Here is a 16,211-nt window from a genome sequence, read left to right on the forward strand (position 1 = left end):
CTGAAGACTCTGCTAACCAAACTATTTAGATAGGAATAAAACATGTTTAATGTGATCCTTAATCCCGGAAAAAACGAGATTTCCTTTAAAAGCCAGGGATATACTCTAGCTGCTAATCTATATGTTCCTAGAGACTTTGATCCCTCTAACAGCTATCCAGCTGTGATCTATTCGCCTCCCTTCAATCAGGTCAAGGAACAAAGTGGTGCGATCTATTGCCACAAGCTGGCCGAGAGGGGCTATGTTGCTTTAGCCTTCGACCACGTTGGCTATGGTGACAGTGAAGGTGAAATTCGCAACTATGAGAACGCCAACATTAAGATGGAAAGCATCCGCGATGGGATTAGTTTTCTGGGCACCTTACCCTTTGTTAATCGAGATCGCCTTTTTGGCCTTGGCATGTGCGCCAGTGGTGGCTATATGGCCCTGGTGGCAACTACGGATAAAAGGCTCAAAGCCATCGCAACCGTCTCTGGCATGATGAGTAATCAAACAAGTTATTTCAAAACGATGGACCGTGAAACTGTTTGCGCTACCATCGCAACAGCAAATGCGGGACGGCAAAAGTTTTATGAAACGGGTAAAGTCGAATACATGGATGCCCTTGGTATGGAAAGTTTGGATCTCGACTCTCTCGACAAAAAATCAGCTCAGTATGAAGGCTATGAGTTCTACATGACCAAACGGGCTGGAGCTGAAACCTATCCTAACTACTCTCACAAGTCGCCAACTTTTATGCTGGAAACACCAATGCTAGCTGATGCTCAGTCCTATGCACCCTATCTTTACACACCGTACATCGGTATCTACGGTGAGAAGGCATTACAGGATACTGGCTCATTGACAGTAAAATTTTATGAGGCTGCAAGCGAACCCAAAGAGCTGGTTGAGATTTCAGGTGCAAGTCATGTATCGCTCTATGATATCAATGCAGATGTAGATCGTGCTATCACGGCAATGGATACATTCTTCCAAAAACATTAAAAGCTAATTTTGCCTTGAAATTAATACTGATACCAAATCCTTTTGAGATAGGCACCTTATTATCAATTAATACTTATGTATATCAGTCTTTTCTCAATAAGAAATGGTTCTCTGTAAGCCGGATTTGGTATGACATGGCTGAGGGGGTGACATGAGCCATAAAAAGCTTGCTATATAAGGCTTTGAGGCCAATTAACTAAGGAAAGATACAGTCCCAAATTAACTCTCGATTAATTGTCTTGATGTAGCCGCTCATGGGGGTTTACCCCATGAGCGCGCTGCATCAAGAAGCGCTGTAGTCTTTTTCTTTTACTTTCAAAGTTTATTCCAAGAGGTAAAGCATTGGCTAACTTTTCAATGGCTTTATCTTTTGATTGATTGTAGCATAATAACTACACTATTTACTAAAATATAATTATTATTCTTTAGTTTAAAATTTAGATATTTTTGATATAATAAGGGTAAAAGTTTAAACAAAAATGCCTATGGGGGCTAGTGACGAATGGATTACGGTATCAGTTTGTTTATCTGCAGCAGGAAACTTCCCCAACTTATCAGATGATGCCATTACTGAACTTGATTAAATCTGAGATTTTTATTCAATTTTAAAAGTTTTTAAAACTATATTTAAACTCTGAATTTTTATATCCTAAAGTGATATTATCAGCAGGTATTATTTTTTTTCGTCTACTTTTTCAGTCCCAAAGAAAAGTAGATACACCCTGCGCTTAGTTAATCTCTCGAATTCTTCGATTACAGAAACTGAAGCATCAAATTCCTGAGTATCCTTTATCAAGAACAATCATTGTTTGTGATGACGATGGAATCACAATCCAATTTTATTATTTCCCCATTGGTGTAAGGATATGCGCTACGCGCATATCCTTACCGATTGGTAACAAACGAATTTTCTACTCTGCTATTAGTAATATCCAAGACAAAAGCCGCTTGATTGATATCAACTCCTTAGGTTTTGACAATGCGGCGTGTCCCAGCTAGACCGACAGCGAATAAGCCTAATCCCAGTAGAGTGGAGGGTTCCGGTACACCAACTGGTTTGTTATCAGAGGGGTAGACAACTTTTATAGGGGATATTCCTGTTAGTTTACTACTGCCTTCACGATTATCCCCTACACTTTGCAGACGCACTCCAAACTTTTGGTCTTTAAACATATCGAGTGTTAAGGCTTGTGTAGCGTGAGATAGGATAAAGCTAGTGGCTTTAATATCATCAGTTCCGGTACCATTGGTGCCAATCTTTAAGCCAAAATCGAATGAGCCAGGGTTGCTGCGACCACCACCGGTCAGATTGACACCACCGCCAAGATCCTTAGTATTGGTTACCAAACCCCCCGTTACATAATTGCCACTAACACTCAAATCATTTGAGTTTAAATTGAATGTGTCGTTAAGATCGAAGAATACCCCAGTGATGTCGGCCAAGGTATCAGTCACCTCAAAGTTAAACTTAACATCATTGCCAACTTCCTCTAAAACAATGTTGACTGTAGCTGGAGAACCGGTAAACGGAGAAATATCGAAGTCAAGAGCAGCCGCTTCGGCAGAGATGGCAGTCAATGTAGATGCAGCGATGGTTACAGTCGCAGCTGCCATTAAAGAGGGCTTGATGTTCATGAGTTTGTAATCCTTAACTTTTATTAACTATCAGGATTACAGGCTGATGTTTGCATTCAGGTTAGTTCAATGTATTCCTAATTGATGACTTACTGTATCACTTCCGGCTGATAGCGATCGCACTAACAATGAAGCCAAGGAGCCATAGTTATAAAATCAGTGACTAGTTTTGACACGAACCACTGATAATAATGACAGAGTATTTGTTTTCTACTTCCTAAAAGTTATTGTGGCCAAATCAAAGATTAAAAAGTTCCTGTATTTTAACTATACTTCCTCTATGCTGTCACAGCTATTTTGGTTTTTATGCCAATAAACGCTTTGAATTAGTGGCATAAAACTAGTCTTTGGTTTGAATTACAGACTAACAATTGGCTTTTAACTTTTGACGTTTAACTTTTGACGTTTTCAAGCTGACACAGCCAACACCCACTGCTAGTAGACCTAACACAGAAGCAGGTTCTGGAACAGAAGTCGATTCAGATTGAATACTTACTGCATCAACCCCAGAATTGAAGAAAAGCTGAGTTTGAACTTGCCGAAAAGCCAAACGCACTGTAGAACCAGCCCAGGGAGTCAAATCAAATGTGGTAGTATTAAACCCATTGACGAGACTGGTTTGTGCTACTGGAGATACAATATTTGCTAGTACCCCCGCATCTGAAGATGGACCAAACCAGTCATTAAAGCCAGCAGAAACTAGATCAACCCGGAAATGTTGGTTTGCTCCCACATTAAAATCCATAGTGCCAGCATCAATCAGTCCAACACCAGACGTGTCTTGGGCAAACCAGTCGAAAGAAAGTTCGTGGGTGAAACCTGCTTCTAGAACGATATCTTGAAACAAGACGTGGGAACCACGACCGAACTGCTCGGTAACGCTATAGAGTAATCCTTGACTTGGACCGGGAATTGGTCCTGTGAATGGGTTATTCGCTCCATTTGTGAGAGCCCAGCTGCCCAAACTACCAGTTTGGGTAACACTTTTCCATCCTTTGAAGTATCCTGTTTCAAATCCCCCATTAACAACGGTAGCAGCGTTAGCAGCGCCACCAATACTCGACAACCCAATTAGACCGATTGCCCCTGCCGCGATCGCTATAGCTGAATGCTTGATTGAATGCTTGATTGACATAAAACTAATTCCTGAACCGTTCTTAATTATCAGGATTACAGGCTGATGTTTGCATTCAGGTTAGTTCAATGTATTCCTACTTGATAACTTACTGTATCACGTCTGCAGATAGCTTAGGTCTAATCCCATAATGACGATAAGTCCAATAATCCTGCAAAATTTTGTTGTGGTCAAAGCAGAGATTAGATGGCACGTCCCAAGGGTGAAAAATGCCCAAGTTTTTAGCATCATCAGCGGCTTTTGGTTCACCCGTTGCTGTTGCTAAAAAGACAATACTAATGGTATGCTTACGGGCATCACGACTAGGGTCGGAATACACCTGTAATTGCTCAATTAGTTCAACCTGTAAGCTGATTTCTTCCTTAGCTTCCCGCACCGCTGCTGTTTCTACCGACTCGCCGTAATCTACAAAGCCACCGGGAATTGCCCAGCCTAGGGGGGGATTCTCCCGTTCTATCAAAATAATCGGTCGATGGGGTCGGTCGATTAGTTCAATAATGATATCAACAGTGGGAGCAGGATTACGGTATTGAGTAGAAGTCATGGGTTAGATAAAATATGCTTGAGTATTGATCATATAGCAAAGGGAGTCGGGAGTCGGGAGTCGGGAGTCGGGAGTCGGGAGTCGGGAAATTCCGATCAGAAATTCTCACAATTCATTTAGAACTGCTATAGCAGTTTAGCCTGATCCAAAAACTAGAGACTAGACGGAATTTTCTCTCTCGCCTGAGTTACAATAATCCTTTATTCAGCTTCACCACTACAGACTCAACTCGCCGACGATGCTTTACTGTTAAAGCTATACAGTCAAAGCTTTATCGTCAAATTTTAAATTTTTAGTTACCAGAGGCAGTTGACTTCCGTGGTGTAACTATCCCACTGAGGCGAAGGTGCTATGTTTACGCTCATCAATGCTTTATTTGCTTTGATCATGATCGGGATTTTACTCCTGATCGGCAGGTTTCTTAAACAGAAAGTTCGGCTGTTTCAATCCCTTTATCTACCAGAATCAGTTATTGCTGGGGGAGTAGCATTGTTACTCGGCCCAGCAGTATTGGGTGCGATCGCATCTACCGTATCAGGTACAGATTCCTTACTGGCTGGGGGTCTGTTTCCGAAAGCAATGGCAACAGTTTGGTCTCAGTCTCCTGGTGTCTTTATCAATGTTGTCTTCGCCGCCTTATTTTTAGGTGAAGCGATCCCCAGTCCCAGAAAAATTTGGCGCAAAGCTGCACCTCAGGTAGCATTCGGCCAAACCCTGGCCTGGGGACAATATGTGATTGGACTGCTGCTAGTTCTGTTAGTGTTGAGTCCGATATTCGGTGTCGATCCCATCGCAGGTGCATTAATCGAAATTGCCTTTGAAGGCGGTCACGGCACCGCTGCTGGCATGACCGATACCTTTAGAAAACTGGGTTTTAACGACGGTGGTGACTTGGCTCTAGGCTTGGCTACAGTCGGTATTCTGTCAGGAGTGATCGCAGGTACCTGGCTAGCAAGCTGGGGCAGGCGCAAGGGATACATCCACAGGAGCCCTGATCCCAGCAGTGAGCTACAACAGTTTCGGGATAAAATTCAAAATACAATTCAACAGACAATTCAACGAGAACCTACGGAAGTCAGGTTAGCCAGAGCCAGATTAATGGATGGTTTACTGATAGATCCCCTGTCATTGAACCTTGCTTTTGTAGGAGTTGCGATCGCAATCGGCTGGGTAATCTTGGCAGTGCTCAAGTTCATTGAGTCAGTGACTTGGGGAGCCGGTGGCTTTCAAGTCATTCAGTATGTGCCTCTGTTTCCCATGGCACTAATTGGTGGTTTGATTGTCCAAGTCGTCACCGTGCGTCTAGGAATCGGGTCACTAATTATTCGACCCTTGCAGGAGCGCATCTCTGGCGTAGCGTTAGATGTAGTAATTGTCACCGCATTAGCGTCGATTTCCCTAAGAGTGCTTGGAAACAACCTCTTGCCATTTTTAATTCTTGCGATCGCTGGCATCATCTGGAACATCTGGGCATTTGTTTTCCTCGCACCCCGTATACTCCCCAGATACTGGTTTGAGCGTGGCATCGGGGATATGGGACAATCCATGGGAGTGACAGCAACGGGTATTTTGTTGATCCAGATGGTAGACCCAGATAACCATACCGGTGCTTTTGAGAGTTTCGCCTACAAACAGTTGTTCTTTGAACCGATAGTAGGTGGTGGCTTGTTTACTGCTGCTGCACCAGCACTGATTGTGCAATTTGGCCCATCGGTAGTGTTACTGCTAACAACAGGATTACTAGCGTTCTGGTTAATGTTTGGTCTGTGGAACTTTAAGCGGATGAGAAAGACTGTTAGGCAAGCTAATCTTTAAAGGGTTAGTCTGTGATCAGGCAAGGGAAGCATGCTTCTCTTGCGCAACCCTGGGCAAGATTTGGGCTCTACTATGGTTGGTATAAACTGAACCAGTGAAATTTTGTAAGCAGCTATGACCCAGTCGATCCCAAGGATTGCCCTCCGAGAATTTCTCACTCAACCCAATATTGAGGCTTCTCCGGCATGGGAATTAATTGATGGGCGAGCAGTCCAAAAACCAATGCCAACCCTCTTTCACTCCCGCCTACAACGCAATCTGGTTAATTACATCAATGATCGAACCAATCTATTTGAAGCGGTACATGAGCTACGCTGCATCATACCTCCCTACTCGCCAGTACCAGATATTGCTATCGTTGCCTGGGATCATCTTCCTGATCAAGACGGACCCCTTGATGGAGCACCCGATTGGCTGATTGAAATTCGTTCCCCTGACCAAAGCACTTTAAACTTGCAAAACAAAATTCTTCATTGCCTCAGTAATGGAACACAATTAGCCTGGTTAATCGATTTCGCTCGTCAGCAGATTTGGGTCTGGCAGGGAGATGACCTACCCATAATCTGTTCAGGAGCAGACATTCTACCAAGCTTAGGCATTCTACCCGAACTTACGGTCAACGAGGTAATAGCTATGACTCGGCGATCATAGATCGTTGCCCCTTGCTTAATTTTCTGCTATTTTAAGCCCGAGAGTGATAATGTTGGGTATTGAGGTTCCTTACATTAAATGAAACACTGGTTGTGTAGTTTATTCCTCTACAAATCCCTATATTAGTAGTCATAGATACCAACATTAATTTGATGAAAGAGATTTTTCAAGGAGAAGTTTTTGCAGATACTGCCAACTTCGATAGTGGTATTCGCCAGTTAATGCCTCGCTATGAGGAAATTCTGGATGTTTTAGCCCGTTGTACTCCTCCTTCTGCCCAGCGAATTCTGGATCTAGGTTGCGGTACTGGCGAGACCAGTTTGAAAATCCTTGATCGCTGTCGGAATGCTGAAGTAATTGCGCTAGATTATTCCCCCCGAATGCTAGCTTTTGCCCGTGCAAAAATTGAGGAGGCTGGATATAGCAATAGATGGAAAGCGTACGAGGGAGATTTTGGTGACTGGGCAAATTACAACTTATCATTACCAGAAGAATTTGATGTCTGTGTTTCCTCTTTTGCCATCCATCATCTTACCGATGAGATGAAGCTGAAGTTATTTCAGCGAATTCGGAAAAGTCTCAACCCAGGGGGCGTGTTTTGGAATGCTGACCGGGTTTTGCCAGAATCACCAGCCCTCAAGCAAGTTTACCAGGAAAAGCGAGAGGATTGGGCGCAAAGTCAGGGAACGACCCTAGCAGAAGTTCGCGCTAAGTTCGGAACGAGTATCTCTGAGGGTTATTCTGGTCCTGATCGCTTTAGCACCACTTATGCCCATTTGCAAATGCTGACAACTGCTGGATTTTCCTCGGTGGCAGTGCCTTGGAAGTATTATGGTATGGCAGTATTTGGAGGGATAGTGGCAACAACAGAGGAACCTAGGCAGTAGAATCAAGTACCTGGGTCAAATTATTGTGATCTTTCCGCTTAACTGACAACAACTAATCATTAATAAGCAAGCATTTATGCAAGATTTGTCACAAGACGGAAACTGGTTCAAGCTAGTAGCAGATATCAGAACGTCACAACAAAACAAGACCTGGTTTAATTCAGTAGCAGATGCCTACAACAGAACCAGACCAACCTATCCTCAAACGATAGTTGCTCGGGCTGTAGAGTTAGCCCAACTCCCAGATGATGCCACAATTTTGGAAATAGGATGTGGACCTGGAACTGTAACTAAAGCCTTTGGGCAATTAGGCTTTAGAATGGTCTGTATAGAACCGAGTGAGTCGGCTTGTAAGCTAGCGCGACAAAACTGTGCTCAGTATCCCAATGTAGAGATTAAGAATACTACTTTTGAGGAGTGGGAGCTAGAGTCCCAGAGATTCGATGCGGTTATAGCAGCAACCGCTTTTCATTGGGTTGCCCCTGGAAGTGGGTATGCCAAAGTTAATGCTGCTTTAAAACAGAATGGTGTACTCATTATACTGTGGAATACCAGACCCCATCCTCAGCCTGAAGTTTACCAAATGTTGGATGAGGTCTATCAGATCCATGCTCCATCTCTGAGACGATATGCTGAAGATACAAAAACTCAGTTAGAAAAGCTGAACGAATTTGTAGAGAAGGTGATAGACTCCGGTTATTTTTATGACTGTAAATCGGAATATGTACTCTGCGAACCTACCTATAGCATTGATGATTATCTGGCCTTGTTGAGTACTTACTCAACCTACATCAACCTAGAGTCGCAGCAGAAGAATTCTTTATTTACTGGTTTGAGGGAAACCCTAGAGAAGAACTGCGGCAATAGGATCCAACTTTCATATGTGTCAGCTTTTTGGATTGTCCAAAAAGGATAAGCTGAAAACTTTCTATCTTCTGATTCCTAACGAAAAGGCAATATTTATTTAGATGTATATATAGCCGTTTTCAATTTGGTGAGGTAGAGAGTACCTGGTTCTAGGGAACAGGGAACAGGCAATACAAAAGAGCGAAGAGGAAACAAGGAAAAAAACCTGTGTACCTCATTAGGCTATAAACAGCTATAGTCAATGGCTAGACATGGCTTCTAGCAGAATAAGTCAATTTACCCTTGATTGAGTCTATCAAAATCCTATTGTTATAGGACTAGGCATTAAGGTGTTTGACATTGATACAAGCAGCAACAGCTGCTTTAGTGAACTTTTGCCTCTTGCCCGCCCCCCTTACTATGGCAGTAGGGGGGATTCCTCTTGCCTTGCGCGTAGGGCTATAAAGCTCGTAAAAAACCTGTGGATAAAATAGTAAACGCTAATAATAGCATAATACTTATTGTTTGTCCAGATGGCTTCCAACAACATTTACCATAACAATTAACAGTATGAATAGTCATAGCGATGAAGAAACGATCATTGACAACTTTGACTGGAATCAGCTTTCCCTAGAGCATTTGAAGCTGCTTAGATCTAAAATTAGCAAAGGAATTGATCTAAACAGACAGGAGTTAGACTTAACCAAGTCTACTACTAATAATACTATAATTTATGGGTATAAAGCAAGTTTATCTAAGGTATCTCCCGCTCACCTACGTAGCTCACTGTCTGAGTATAAAAAGTGTATTTTCGGAATCAGCCTTGGCAGCAAAAACTTTGTTGATCGTAAGCGCATCGAACCCTGCATTAAATGGATTAGTGAAAACTTTAATGCTTGCCTAGTCCTAGTTACTGATAGTATATACCGACTGACAATCGAGGTGAGACAGGGAGTGAAAGGGGATGAAGCTCGGTTGGAGGCAATTCGCACTGGAGAGCAGTTTATTAATGAACACTATTCCCTGTTCGAGCAGTACTCCGGAAGCTGTCAATTTAAGTTCAAGAAAGCGTCAGAAATTGAGCAGCAATCGGAGTTTAATATATATTATGAGCAGCTTGAGAGCCTTTACAAAAAAAATGAATCTTTTCAAGGCTTGGTCAATTTATTTGCCCAAAAATATCTGAACCGAGTTCAACAGCTAGAAACAGAACAACTGGATGAGCTGAGGCAGCATCTAGGCATAACATACCTGCTTGAGGAGTCAGCTTTAAACGCCTGCCTTGTCAAACAAGGATGGCTAGTTGTGGTTTATCCTGGGTCAATCAAAACCTTTGAAGATATATCAGAAGGACTACACCCAGAAGTACCATTACCGCTCCAGCAAATGATCTTGGTTAGGCTGCGCCTCAGAAAGCGGACTTCTAAAAGTGGACGTAAACTACAGTAATAATATTACAGAAAAAGGACGGGAGTAGGACACGCCCTGGATCTATGGGCGAGGGTCAGGCAACGCCTACAGGGCAGCGCGAACTTAAGGTCTACGGGGTAATGGCTATGACTCGCCGATCATAGATCGTTGCCCCTTGCTTAATTTTCTGCTATTTTTCTCCCGAGATCGATGATGTTGGGTTTCGTTGGCTCAAGCCAATCTTGTCGATTGGGCAAAACAAATATCTTTAACAATTGAACTGATAGATTGCCGATTTTTGCCCACCTCAAGTTACGGCTCGTAGCAAGGGATTGCCTACGGCACCAGTTTGATCGCAAAAAGCTGGCAACCATCACATAATCTGTGGGAGCATGGCATCTGTGCAAATAGCTCCGATGTTTCCATGCCAAAGAATAACTCTGAAGTAAAAGACCAAGCACGAATAATCTTGGACGCAATAGCCTTCACTCCCTTTGACAAATGCCAACTCTTGAACCGTGATTTTAGCCACATCCCTGCTCGTCGGGCGTATCTATGCCATCAGGCATAAAACTGATGGACTGCTTTACATTGGTAAGACCAAGAGCTTGCGAGGTCGCTTCAGTGGTGGACACAAAGCTTTTTTGTGGGCATGGCTCGACAAATATAGCGACGAAGATGTTCGTATTGCTATGCATACAATTTCCTACTGGCAAAACCCTGCGCTACTATTGGAGCTAGAAGCTATCATCTTGAGGGCTACCGAACCTCCCTATAATGTCAAAATCCCAATGGAGCAGTAAACTTATGCAGGTAGAACTTTTGGGGCGAATCTCCTCCACTGATGCAAAGGTCATCTTGGAACGCCTGCCGGAACATATTCAGGCTGCTCTCGTTGAGCGTGCTGCTGAAATTGAGTATCCAATTGAAGCAGTTATTGAGATGGCAATTGCCAGCTTTCTCGATACCGAAGCATTAAGTTTTGTAGACTGTAAACCGGGGCGTGGACAATAAGTCCAGCCAGTTATGCAGACATTCTGCCAAGCTTAGGAATTCTACCCGAACTTACGGTCAACGAGGTAATAGCTATGACTCGGCGATCATAGATCGTTGCTCCTTCCTTGATTTTATGGTATTTTCCTCCCGAGATCGATGATGTTGGGTTTCGTTGCCTCAACCCAATCGACAAGATAATGCGCTCGCGTAGCGGCTCCATTCGCGTAGCGTGGCCCATTCGCGTAGCGTGGCCAATAGGCCAAGGCCAAGGAGCATCGCTAATCATTTATTTTTGATAGTGAAATCTACAAGAAATAATTGTTAATTCTTCGTCAGTAATTTCATAAACTAAACGATGTTCAGAATTGATCCGCCTTGACCAATATCCTGATAAATTTGCCTTGAGAGGCTCTGGTTTGCCAATGCCATCAAATGGATTTATGATGATGTCTCTAACTAATAAGTTTACTCTTTTTAAGAGCCTTTTATCATTCTCTTGTAGCCAAATATAGTCAGACCAAGATGCTTCAGTAAAAGTTATTTTCATTCATCACTTAATTCTTTAATTAACTTTTTACCTGATTTAGCTTGTTCAATTGATTTTAATAGATGTTCGGCATTACTAGGATTGGATAATAAATATAGTGTTTCTTGCCAAGAGTTAAATTCATCTAAAGACATTAAAACAGCTTGTTTTCCTTGATCATTACATACAATAGTTGGTTCGACGTCAAGAATGACCCGCTCAATTAGTTCATCTAATTGTTCTTTGGCTTGATTACTCGTAATTGCTTTCATTTTTAACTACTCAGAGTTGTATATACTATAAAGTAACATATACGATAGTACAGAGCTATAGATTCTCTTTGTGTCCTGGTGTGGCTCTGTGGTTCTTTCTTTTGAAATCCTAACATATTGCCGTAGTAGTGTAATTTCATGCCTTATTGTTTGTTTAGCATAATCAAAAGTTTTTCAGCTAATATCTGAACGTGAGGTTCACTAAGCATAGTACTATGGTTTCCAGGAACAACATAAACCTCCACGGTTTGTCTAGAAAACTGGTTCCATCCCCAAGTTGGATCCGTGGGAATTTCATCAAGCATTCCCAATTCATCCTGATAAACTTCCTTGGTGCGGAACAGGGTAATCCGACCTTCATAGCTTCTTTGTGGGAGATAACTCATAAAAGCCAATTCGTCAGCTTTAATCGTTTGAACAATCCCACGCACTCGTTCAATTCCTGAATTAGGTGGCAACAGATTGACGGTTTCCATCTGTTGTTTGAGATAGTTTAATTGTGCTTCGGGAGTTAGAGGTTTGAGGGTTTCATAGGAAATATCGAGATTTTTCCCAGATAACATTTCTAGGATATGGGCAATATTAGTCAACCATCGGGTATCATCCCAATCTAGCTGTTTTGGGGTGCTACCAGGAAGTGGGGCGGGAAGATCAAATAGGGCGAGTAGGGCGACGGTTTCTCCCTTCTGTTGTAGCTGTTGTGCCATTTCAAAAGCAACCAGAACCCCAAAGGAATGACCCCCGAGGAAGTACGGACCAGAGGGTTGAAGGGTTTGGATGGCTTGGAGGTAGTAGGCGGCTATCTCTTCAACACTACCAAAGGGTTCCGACACCCCATCTAAGGATGGAGGTTGTAAGGCGTAAAAGGGTTGGTCATTTCCCAGATGACGGGCAAGTTGATGGAAGTACACCACATTGCCACCGGAACCAGGCATACAGAAGAAGGGTGGCTGGGAACCTTGGGGTTGAATGGCAACTAAGCCAGACCAAGACTGAGTATTAGTTTTTTGGCGCAGTAGAATCCCTAACTGTTCTACGGTAGCGCCTTGGAAAAGGGCGGCTAAAGATAGATTTTTGCCAAATTCTTTCTCAATTTGGACCATCAGACGCACTGCTAACAGAGAATGACCACCGAGGTCAAAGAAGTTGTCTCGGACTCCGATGCCAGAAACACCGAGAATCTCTGACCAAATTTGGGCTAGTTGTAATTCCAGAGAGTCGCGGGGAGCAACAAAACTGCTTTCTCTAAGTAAACTTGAAGCATCAGGGATTGGCAAGGTACGACGGTTGACTTTACCATTAGGAGTTAGAGGCATTGATTCGAGAAAGACAAAAGCAGCAGGAATCATGTACTCGGGTAGCTTAGTCTTGAGGAAAGAACGCAAATCATTGATTGTGGTTTTTTCCTGATTGGGAACTAAATAAGCAACTAGACGTTTGTCTCCTGGAATTTCCTCGCGGGCAATGACTACAGCTTCTCGTACCTTGGAATGTTGGACAAGTACTGCTTCAATTTCTCCAAGTTCGATGCGGAAACCTCGAATTTTTAGTTGATGATCAATACGTCCAATAAACTCTATATTTCCATCGGGTAAATAACGAGCTAAATCCCCAGTTTTATAGAGGCGAGAACCTGGTTTATTGCTAAACGGGTTGGGAATGAACTTTTGCTCTGTCAGTTCTCGACGGTTGAGATAACCTCGGGCTAAACCCGCGCCACCAATATGCAGTTCTCCGGGTACACCAATGGGTACGGGTTGGAGATGAGAGTCTAGGATGTAGATAACGGTATTGGCAATCGGACGACCTATGGATTCAGGGGCATCTTTGTGAAAACTGGCGCGGTTAGGTTTTACCTCTCTAATTGTTGACCAAACGGTAGTTTCAGTAGGACCGTATATATTCCATAAACCGCCGACTTTTTCTAATAAATTATCCCCTAAAGATTGTGGCATCACTTCTCCACCACAAATGGCTTTCAACTCAGGGCAACCTGACCAGTTGGCATTCAGTAACATTCCCCAAGTAGCGGGGGTGGATTGCATCACATTCACTCTATCATTGGCTAGTTTCTCTGCCAAGTTTTCCCCGTTCATCGCTACTTCTGGAATTGCTAAGGTTATTGTGGCACCTACTGTTAAGGGCAGGTAAATTTCCAGGGTATGAATGTCAAAACAAATTGAGGTGATTGCTAAGATGCGATCGCGACTATTCAACCCCGGCTCATGCTTCATCGAATTGATAAAATTCATCAAAGATTGATGGCAAATTTGTACGCCCTTCGGTTTTCCTGTTGAGCCAGAGGTAAAGATGACATAAGATAAATTATTGGGTTTAACCGTGCTTTCAGGATTGGTTTTATTTGACTCATAAATAATCTCCCAGTCTGTATCCAAACAAATTGCTTGAGTTTCATTTTTGGCTAATGAACTTAACAACTGACTAGAAGTAATCAGGACTTTGGTTTCTGAATTAGATAAAATATAGTCAACTCGCTCTTGAGGATAATTCGGGTCTAACGGCACATAAGCTCCACCGGCTTTCATAATCCCCAACAATCCCACTACCATCTCCAGAGAACGTTCAACACAGATGCCCACTAATACCTCTGGTCTTACCCCCAGAGTTTGCAAATAATGTGCCAGTTGATTCGCTTGACAATTTAACTGATGGTAAGTTAATTTTTGCTCTTCACATACCACTGCCACTGCATCTGGTGTCTTTTCTACCTGTTCCTCAAATAACTGATGGATGCACTTATCCCTGGGATAGTCAAGTTGAGTATTATTCCATTCCACTAACAACTGATGACACTCACTTTCAGTCAACAAAGGCAATTGAGCAATAGAGGTTTCTGGATTAGCAACAATTCCCTCTAGTAAAGTCATCAAATGTCCGATCGCCCGGTCAATAGTTGTAGCATCAAACAAATCGGTATTGTACTCGATCGCCCCGATCATTCCCTCTGGTCGTTCCTCTAAATTAAAAGTGAGGTTAAACTTCGAGCAGCCCGAATCTACCTCTAACTGGCTAACCCTCCATCCCAGCTTATCATCAGTTAAAGGGGGCTGAAGCACAAACATTACCTGAAACAGGGGATTTTGGCTGACGTGGCGATCGGGATGAAGAGCATTGACCACCTGTTCAAACGGCACATCTTGATTGGCGTAAGCGGATAAAATGACATTTCGGACTCGCTTTAACAGTTCTGGGAAACTGGGATTCCCACTGAGGTCGCTACGAACAACTAAAGTATTAAGAAAGTCTCCCATGACCCCTTGTAACTCTGGTCGGTTGCGTTGGGAGTTGACAGTGCCAATGACAATATCTTCTTGGGATGAATAGCGATAAAGCAAAACTTTGATAGCTGCTGCTAGGGTCATAAATAAGGTGACACCTTCTTTACGACTGATGGTTTTGAGCTTTTCGGTTAAATCTTTTGAGAGTGTAAAACAAAGTCGCGAACCAGCAAAGGTGGTTTGTGGGTTGTGGGGACGGTCAGTGGGAAGTTGTAACTGGGGTAAATTTTCCAGTTGTTTCTCCCAGTAGGCAAGCTGATTGGAAATAATTGCTCCCTGTAACCACTGTCGCTGCCAAACAGCAAAGTCAGCATATTGGATGGTTAACTCCGGCAGAGGTGACGGTAAGCCTTGAGAAAATGCCCCATAAAGGGTTTCCAATTCCGGAAAAAATATACTGGTGAGGGATTCTCCATCCACCACAATATGATGCACTACCAAGTAGAGCCGATAATCTGTTTCTCCAAGCTGAATCAGAGTGGCTCGCAGCAAGGGGCTTCGGGCTAGGTCAAAAGCAGTGCGAAGCTGTTCGGTGGCAATTCGCAACCCTTCGGTTTCTCGTTCCGTTTCCGGCAAGAAGCGCAAATCAACCACGGGTAAAGTCAAACGTGATGGGGGATGAATCTCCTGAACTGGCTGTCCGTTGACGACTCTAAATGTAGTCCGCAGAATTTCGTGACGGCGGATGAGTTCTTTAAAACTGTTTGATAATGCCTGGATATTAATATCCCCACCCAAATGAATGGTAAAGGTTTCATTGTAGATTGGTTCAGAGGGAACTAATTGGGTGATAAACCACAATTGTTCTTGACCAAAGGATAAAGGAATGGTTTGCTGTCGTGAAATGGGTTCCAGGGATGGCAAACGATTCGATCGCTCTTCTTGACCTAGCTGGGTAACAATTTTGGCTAACTTTGCTACTGTAGGACACTCGAATAAGTAATTTAGCCCTAGTTCTACCTGCAAGCGATCGCGCACTAGCCCTATAATTTTGGTGGCTAACAGGGAATCTCCGCCTAATTTAAGAAAGTTGTCGTGAACTCCAATGGGAGAAACATTTAGAATCTCTGACCAAATTTGAGCTAGTTGCAGTTCTACCGAATCCCGGGGGGCAACAAAACTGGTTTCACGAACCAAACTTGAAGCATCAGGGGCAGGTAAAGCCCTGCGATCGACTTTGCCGCTAGGTGTTAAGGGAAAAGCTTCCAGAA

General features: G+C 43.2%; 16 protein-coding genes and 1 pseudogene. 8 read left to right on the plus strand and 9 right to left on the minus strand.

Annotated features, from left to right (window positions below; genetic code table 11):
* The first annotated feature begins 42 nt into the window (after positions 1-42).
* Complete coding sequence (locus AC4II3_RS11715; protein WP_488007202.1) at positions 43-984, plus strand: alpha/beta hydrolase; 942 nt, start codon at positions 43-45, stop codon at positions 982-984.
* Positions 985-1,950: 966 nt separating this feature from the next.
* Here AC4II3_RS11715 and AC4II3_RS11720 read toward each other — a convergent pair.
* The 4 genes from AC4II3_RS11720 to AC4II3_RS11735 all read right to left on the minus strand — a co-directional run bounded on the left by AC4II3_RS11720 (position 1,951) and on the right by AC4II3_RS11735 (position 4,407).
* Entirely contained in the window at positions 1,951-2,619 is a 669-nt protein-coding gene (locus AC4II3_RS11720; RefSeq protein ID WP_488007200.1) for a PEP-CTERM sorting domain-containing protein, read from the minus strand.
* Positions 2,620-2,983: 364 nt separating this feature from the next.
* A complete protein-coding gene (locus AC4II3_RS11725) occupies positions 2,984-3,754 on the minus strand; it encodes a PEP-CTERM sorting domain-containing protein (RefSeq protein ID WP_488007198.1) in 771 nt (256 codons plus the stop codon).
* An 88-nt stretch (positions 3,755-3,842) separates the two neighbouring features.
* Positions 3,843-4,298: an NUDIX domain-containing protein gene (locus AC4II3_RS11730; protein ID WP_488007196.1), complete on the minus strand. Its 456-nt coding sequence runs from the start codon at positions 4,296-4,298 to the stop codon at positions 3,843-3,845.
* Positions 4,276-4,407 carry a hypothetical protein gene (locus AC4II3_RS11735; protein ID WP_488007194.1) on the minus strand — a complete coding sequence of 44 codons (132 nt, stop codon included), beginning with the start codon at positions 4,405-4,407 and terminating at the stop codon, positions 4,276-4,278. Before AC4II3_RS11735 ends, AC4II3_RS11730 begins: the two co-directional genes overlap by 23 nt.
* Before the next feature lie 242 nt (positions 4,408-4,649).
* Here AC4II3_RS11735 and AC4II3_RS11740 point away from each other — a divergent pair, with 242 nt between their 5' ends.
* From AC4II3_RS11740 to AC4II3_RS11760, 5 genes are all read left to right on the plus strand, one after another.
* Positions 4,650-6,113 (plus strand): sodium/glutamate symporter, encoded by a 1,464-nt coding sequence (locus AC4II3_RS11740; RefSeq protein ID WP_488007192.1) that lies wholly within the window; start codon positions 4,650-4,652, stop codon positions 6,111-6,113.
* A gap of 114 nt (positions 6,114-6,227) precedes the next feature.
* Entirely contained in the window at positions 6,228-6,764 is a 537-nt protein-coding gene (locus AC4II3_RS11745; protein ID WP_488007190.1) for a Uma2 family endonuclease, read from the plus strand.
* Positions 6,765-6,916: 152 nt separating this feature from the next.
* Positions 6,917-7,651 carry a class I SAM-dependent methyltransferase gene (locus AC4II3_RS11750; protein WP_488007188.1) on the plus strand — a complete coding sequence of 245 codons (735 nt, stop codon included), beginning with the start codon at positions 6,917-6,919 and terminating at the stop codon, positions 7,649-7,651.
* A gap of 76 nt (positions 7,652-7,727) precedes the next feature.
* On the plus strand, positions 7,728-8,567 hold the full coding sequence (locus AC4II3_RS11755; RefSeq protein ID WP_488007186.1) for a class I SAM-dependent methyltransferase: 840 nt from the start codon (positions 7,728-7,730) through the stop codon (positions 8,565-8,567).
* A gap of 500 nt (positions 8,568-9,067) precedes the next feature.
* A complete protein-coding gene (locus tag AC4II3_RS11760; RefSeq protein WP_488007184.1) occupies positions 9,068-9,946 on the plus strand; it encodes a tRNA-dependent cyclodipeptide synthase in 879 nt (292 codons plus the stop codon).
* 140 nt (positions 9,947-10,086) lie between these two features.
* On the opposite strand, the gene AC4II3_RS11765 is transcribed toward AC4II3_RS11760, so the two are convergent.
* On the minus strand, positions 10,087-10,386 hold the full coding sequence (locus tag AC4II3_RS11765; protein WP_488007238.1) for a hypothetical protein: 300 nt from the start codon (positions 10,384-10,386) through the stop codon (positions 10,087-10,089).
* Here AC4II3_RS11765 and AC4II3_RS11770 point away from each other — a divergent pair.
* Positions 10,332-10,710, plus strand: a pseudogene (locus tag AC4II3_RS11770) (GIY-YIG nuclease family protein). The gene AC4II3_RS11765 and the pseudogene AC4II3_RS11770 sit on opposite strands and share 55 nt — an antisense overlap.
* Positions 10,711-10,714: 4 nt before the next feature.
* A complete protein-coding gene (locus AC4II3_RS11775; RefSeq protein WP_071106566.1) occupies positions 10,715-10,921 on the plus strand; it encodes a hypothetical protein in 207 nt (68 codons plus the stop codon).
* Positions 10,922-10,931: 10 nt separating this feature from the next.
* Here the strand turns inward: AC4II3_RS11775 and AC4II3_RS11780 are convergent, their stop codons facing one another.
* From AC4II3_RS11780 to AC4II3_RS11795, 4 genes are all read right to left on the minus strand, one after another.
* Entirely contained in the window at positions 10,932-11,189 is a 258-nt protein-coding gene (locus tag AC4II3_RS11780; protein WP_488007181.1) for a hypothetical protein, read from the minus strand.
* On the minus strand, positions 11,190-11,450 hold the full coding sequence (locus AC4II3_RS11785; RefSeq protein WP_488007179.1) for a Txe/YoeB family addiction module toxin: 261 nt from the start codon (positions 11,448-11,450) through the stop codon (positions 11,190-11,192).
* Positions 11,447-11,701 (minus strand): type II toxin-antitoxin system Phd/YefM family antitoxin, encoded by a 255-nt coding sequence (locus tag AC4II3_RS11790; RefSeq protein WP_488007177.1) that lies wholly within the window; start codon positions 11,699-11,701, stop codon positions 11,447-11,449. The genes AC4II3_RS11785 and AC4II3_RS11790 overlap by 4 nt, the downstream gene beginning before the upstream one ends.
* A gap of 143 nt (positions 11,702-11,844) precedes the next feature.
* Positions 11,845-16,211 (minus strand): amino acid adenylation domain-containing protein (locus AC4II3_RS11795; RefSeq protein ID WP_488029292.1); only part of this gene is annotated, 4,367 nt, incomplete at its 5' end.

Source organism: Moorena sp. (genome assembly GCF_982860115.1).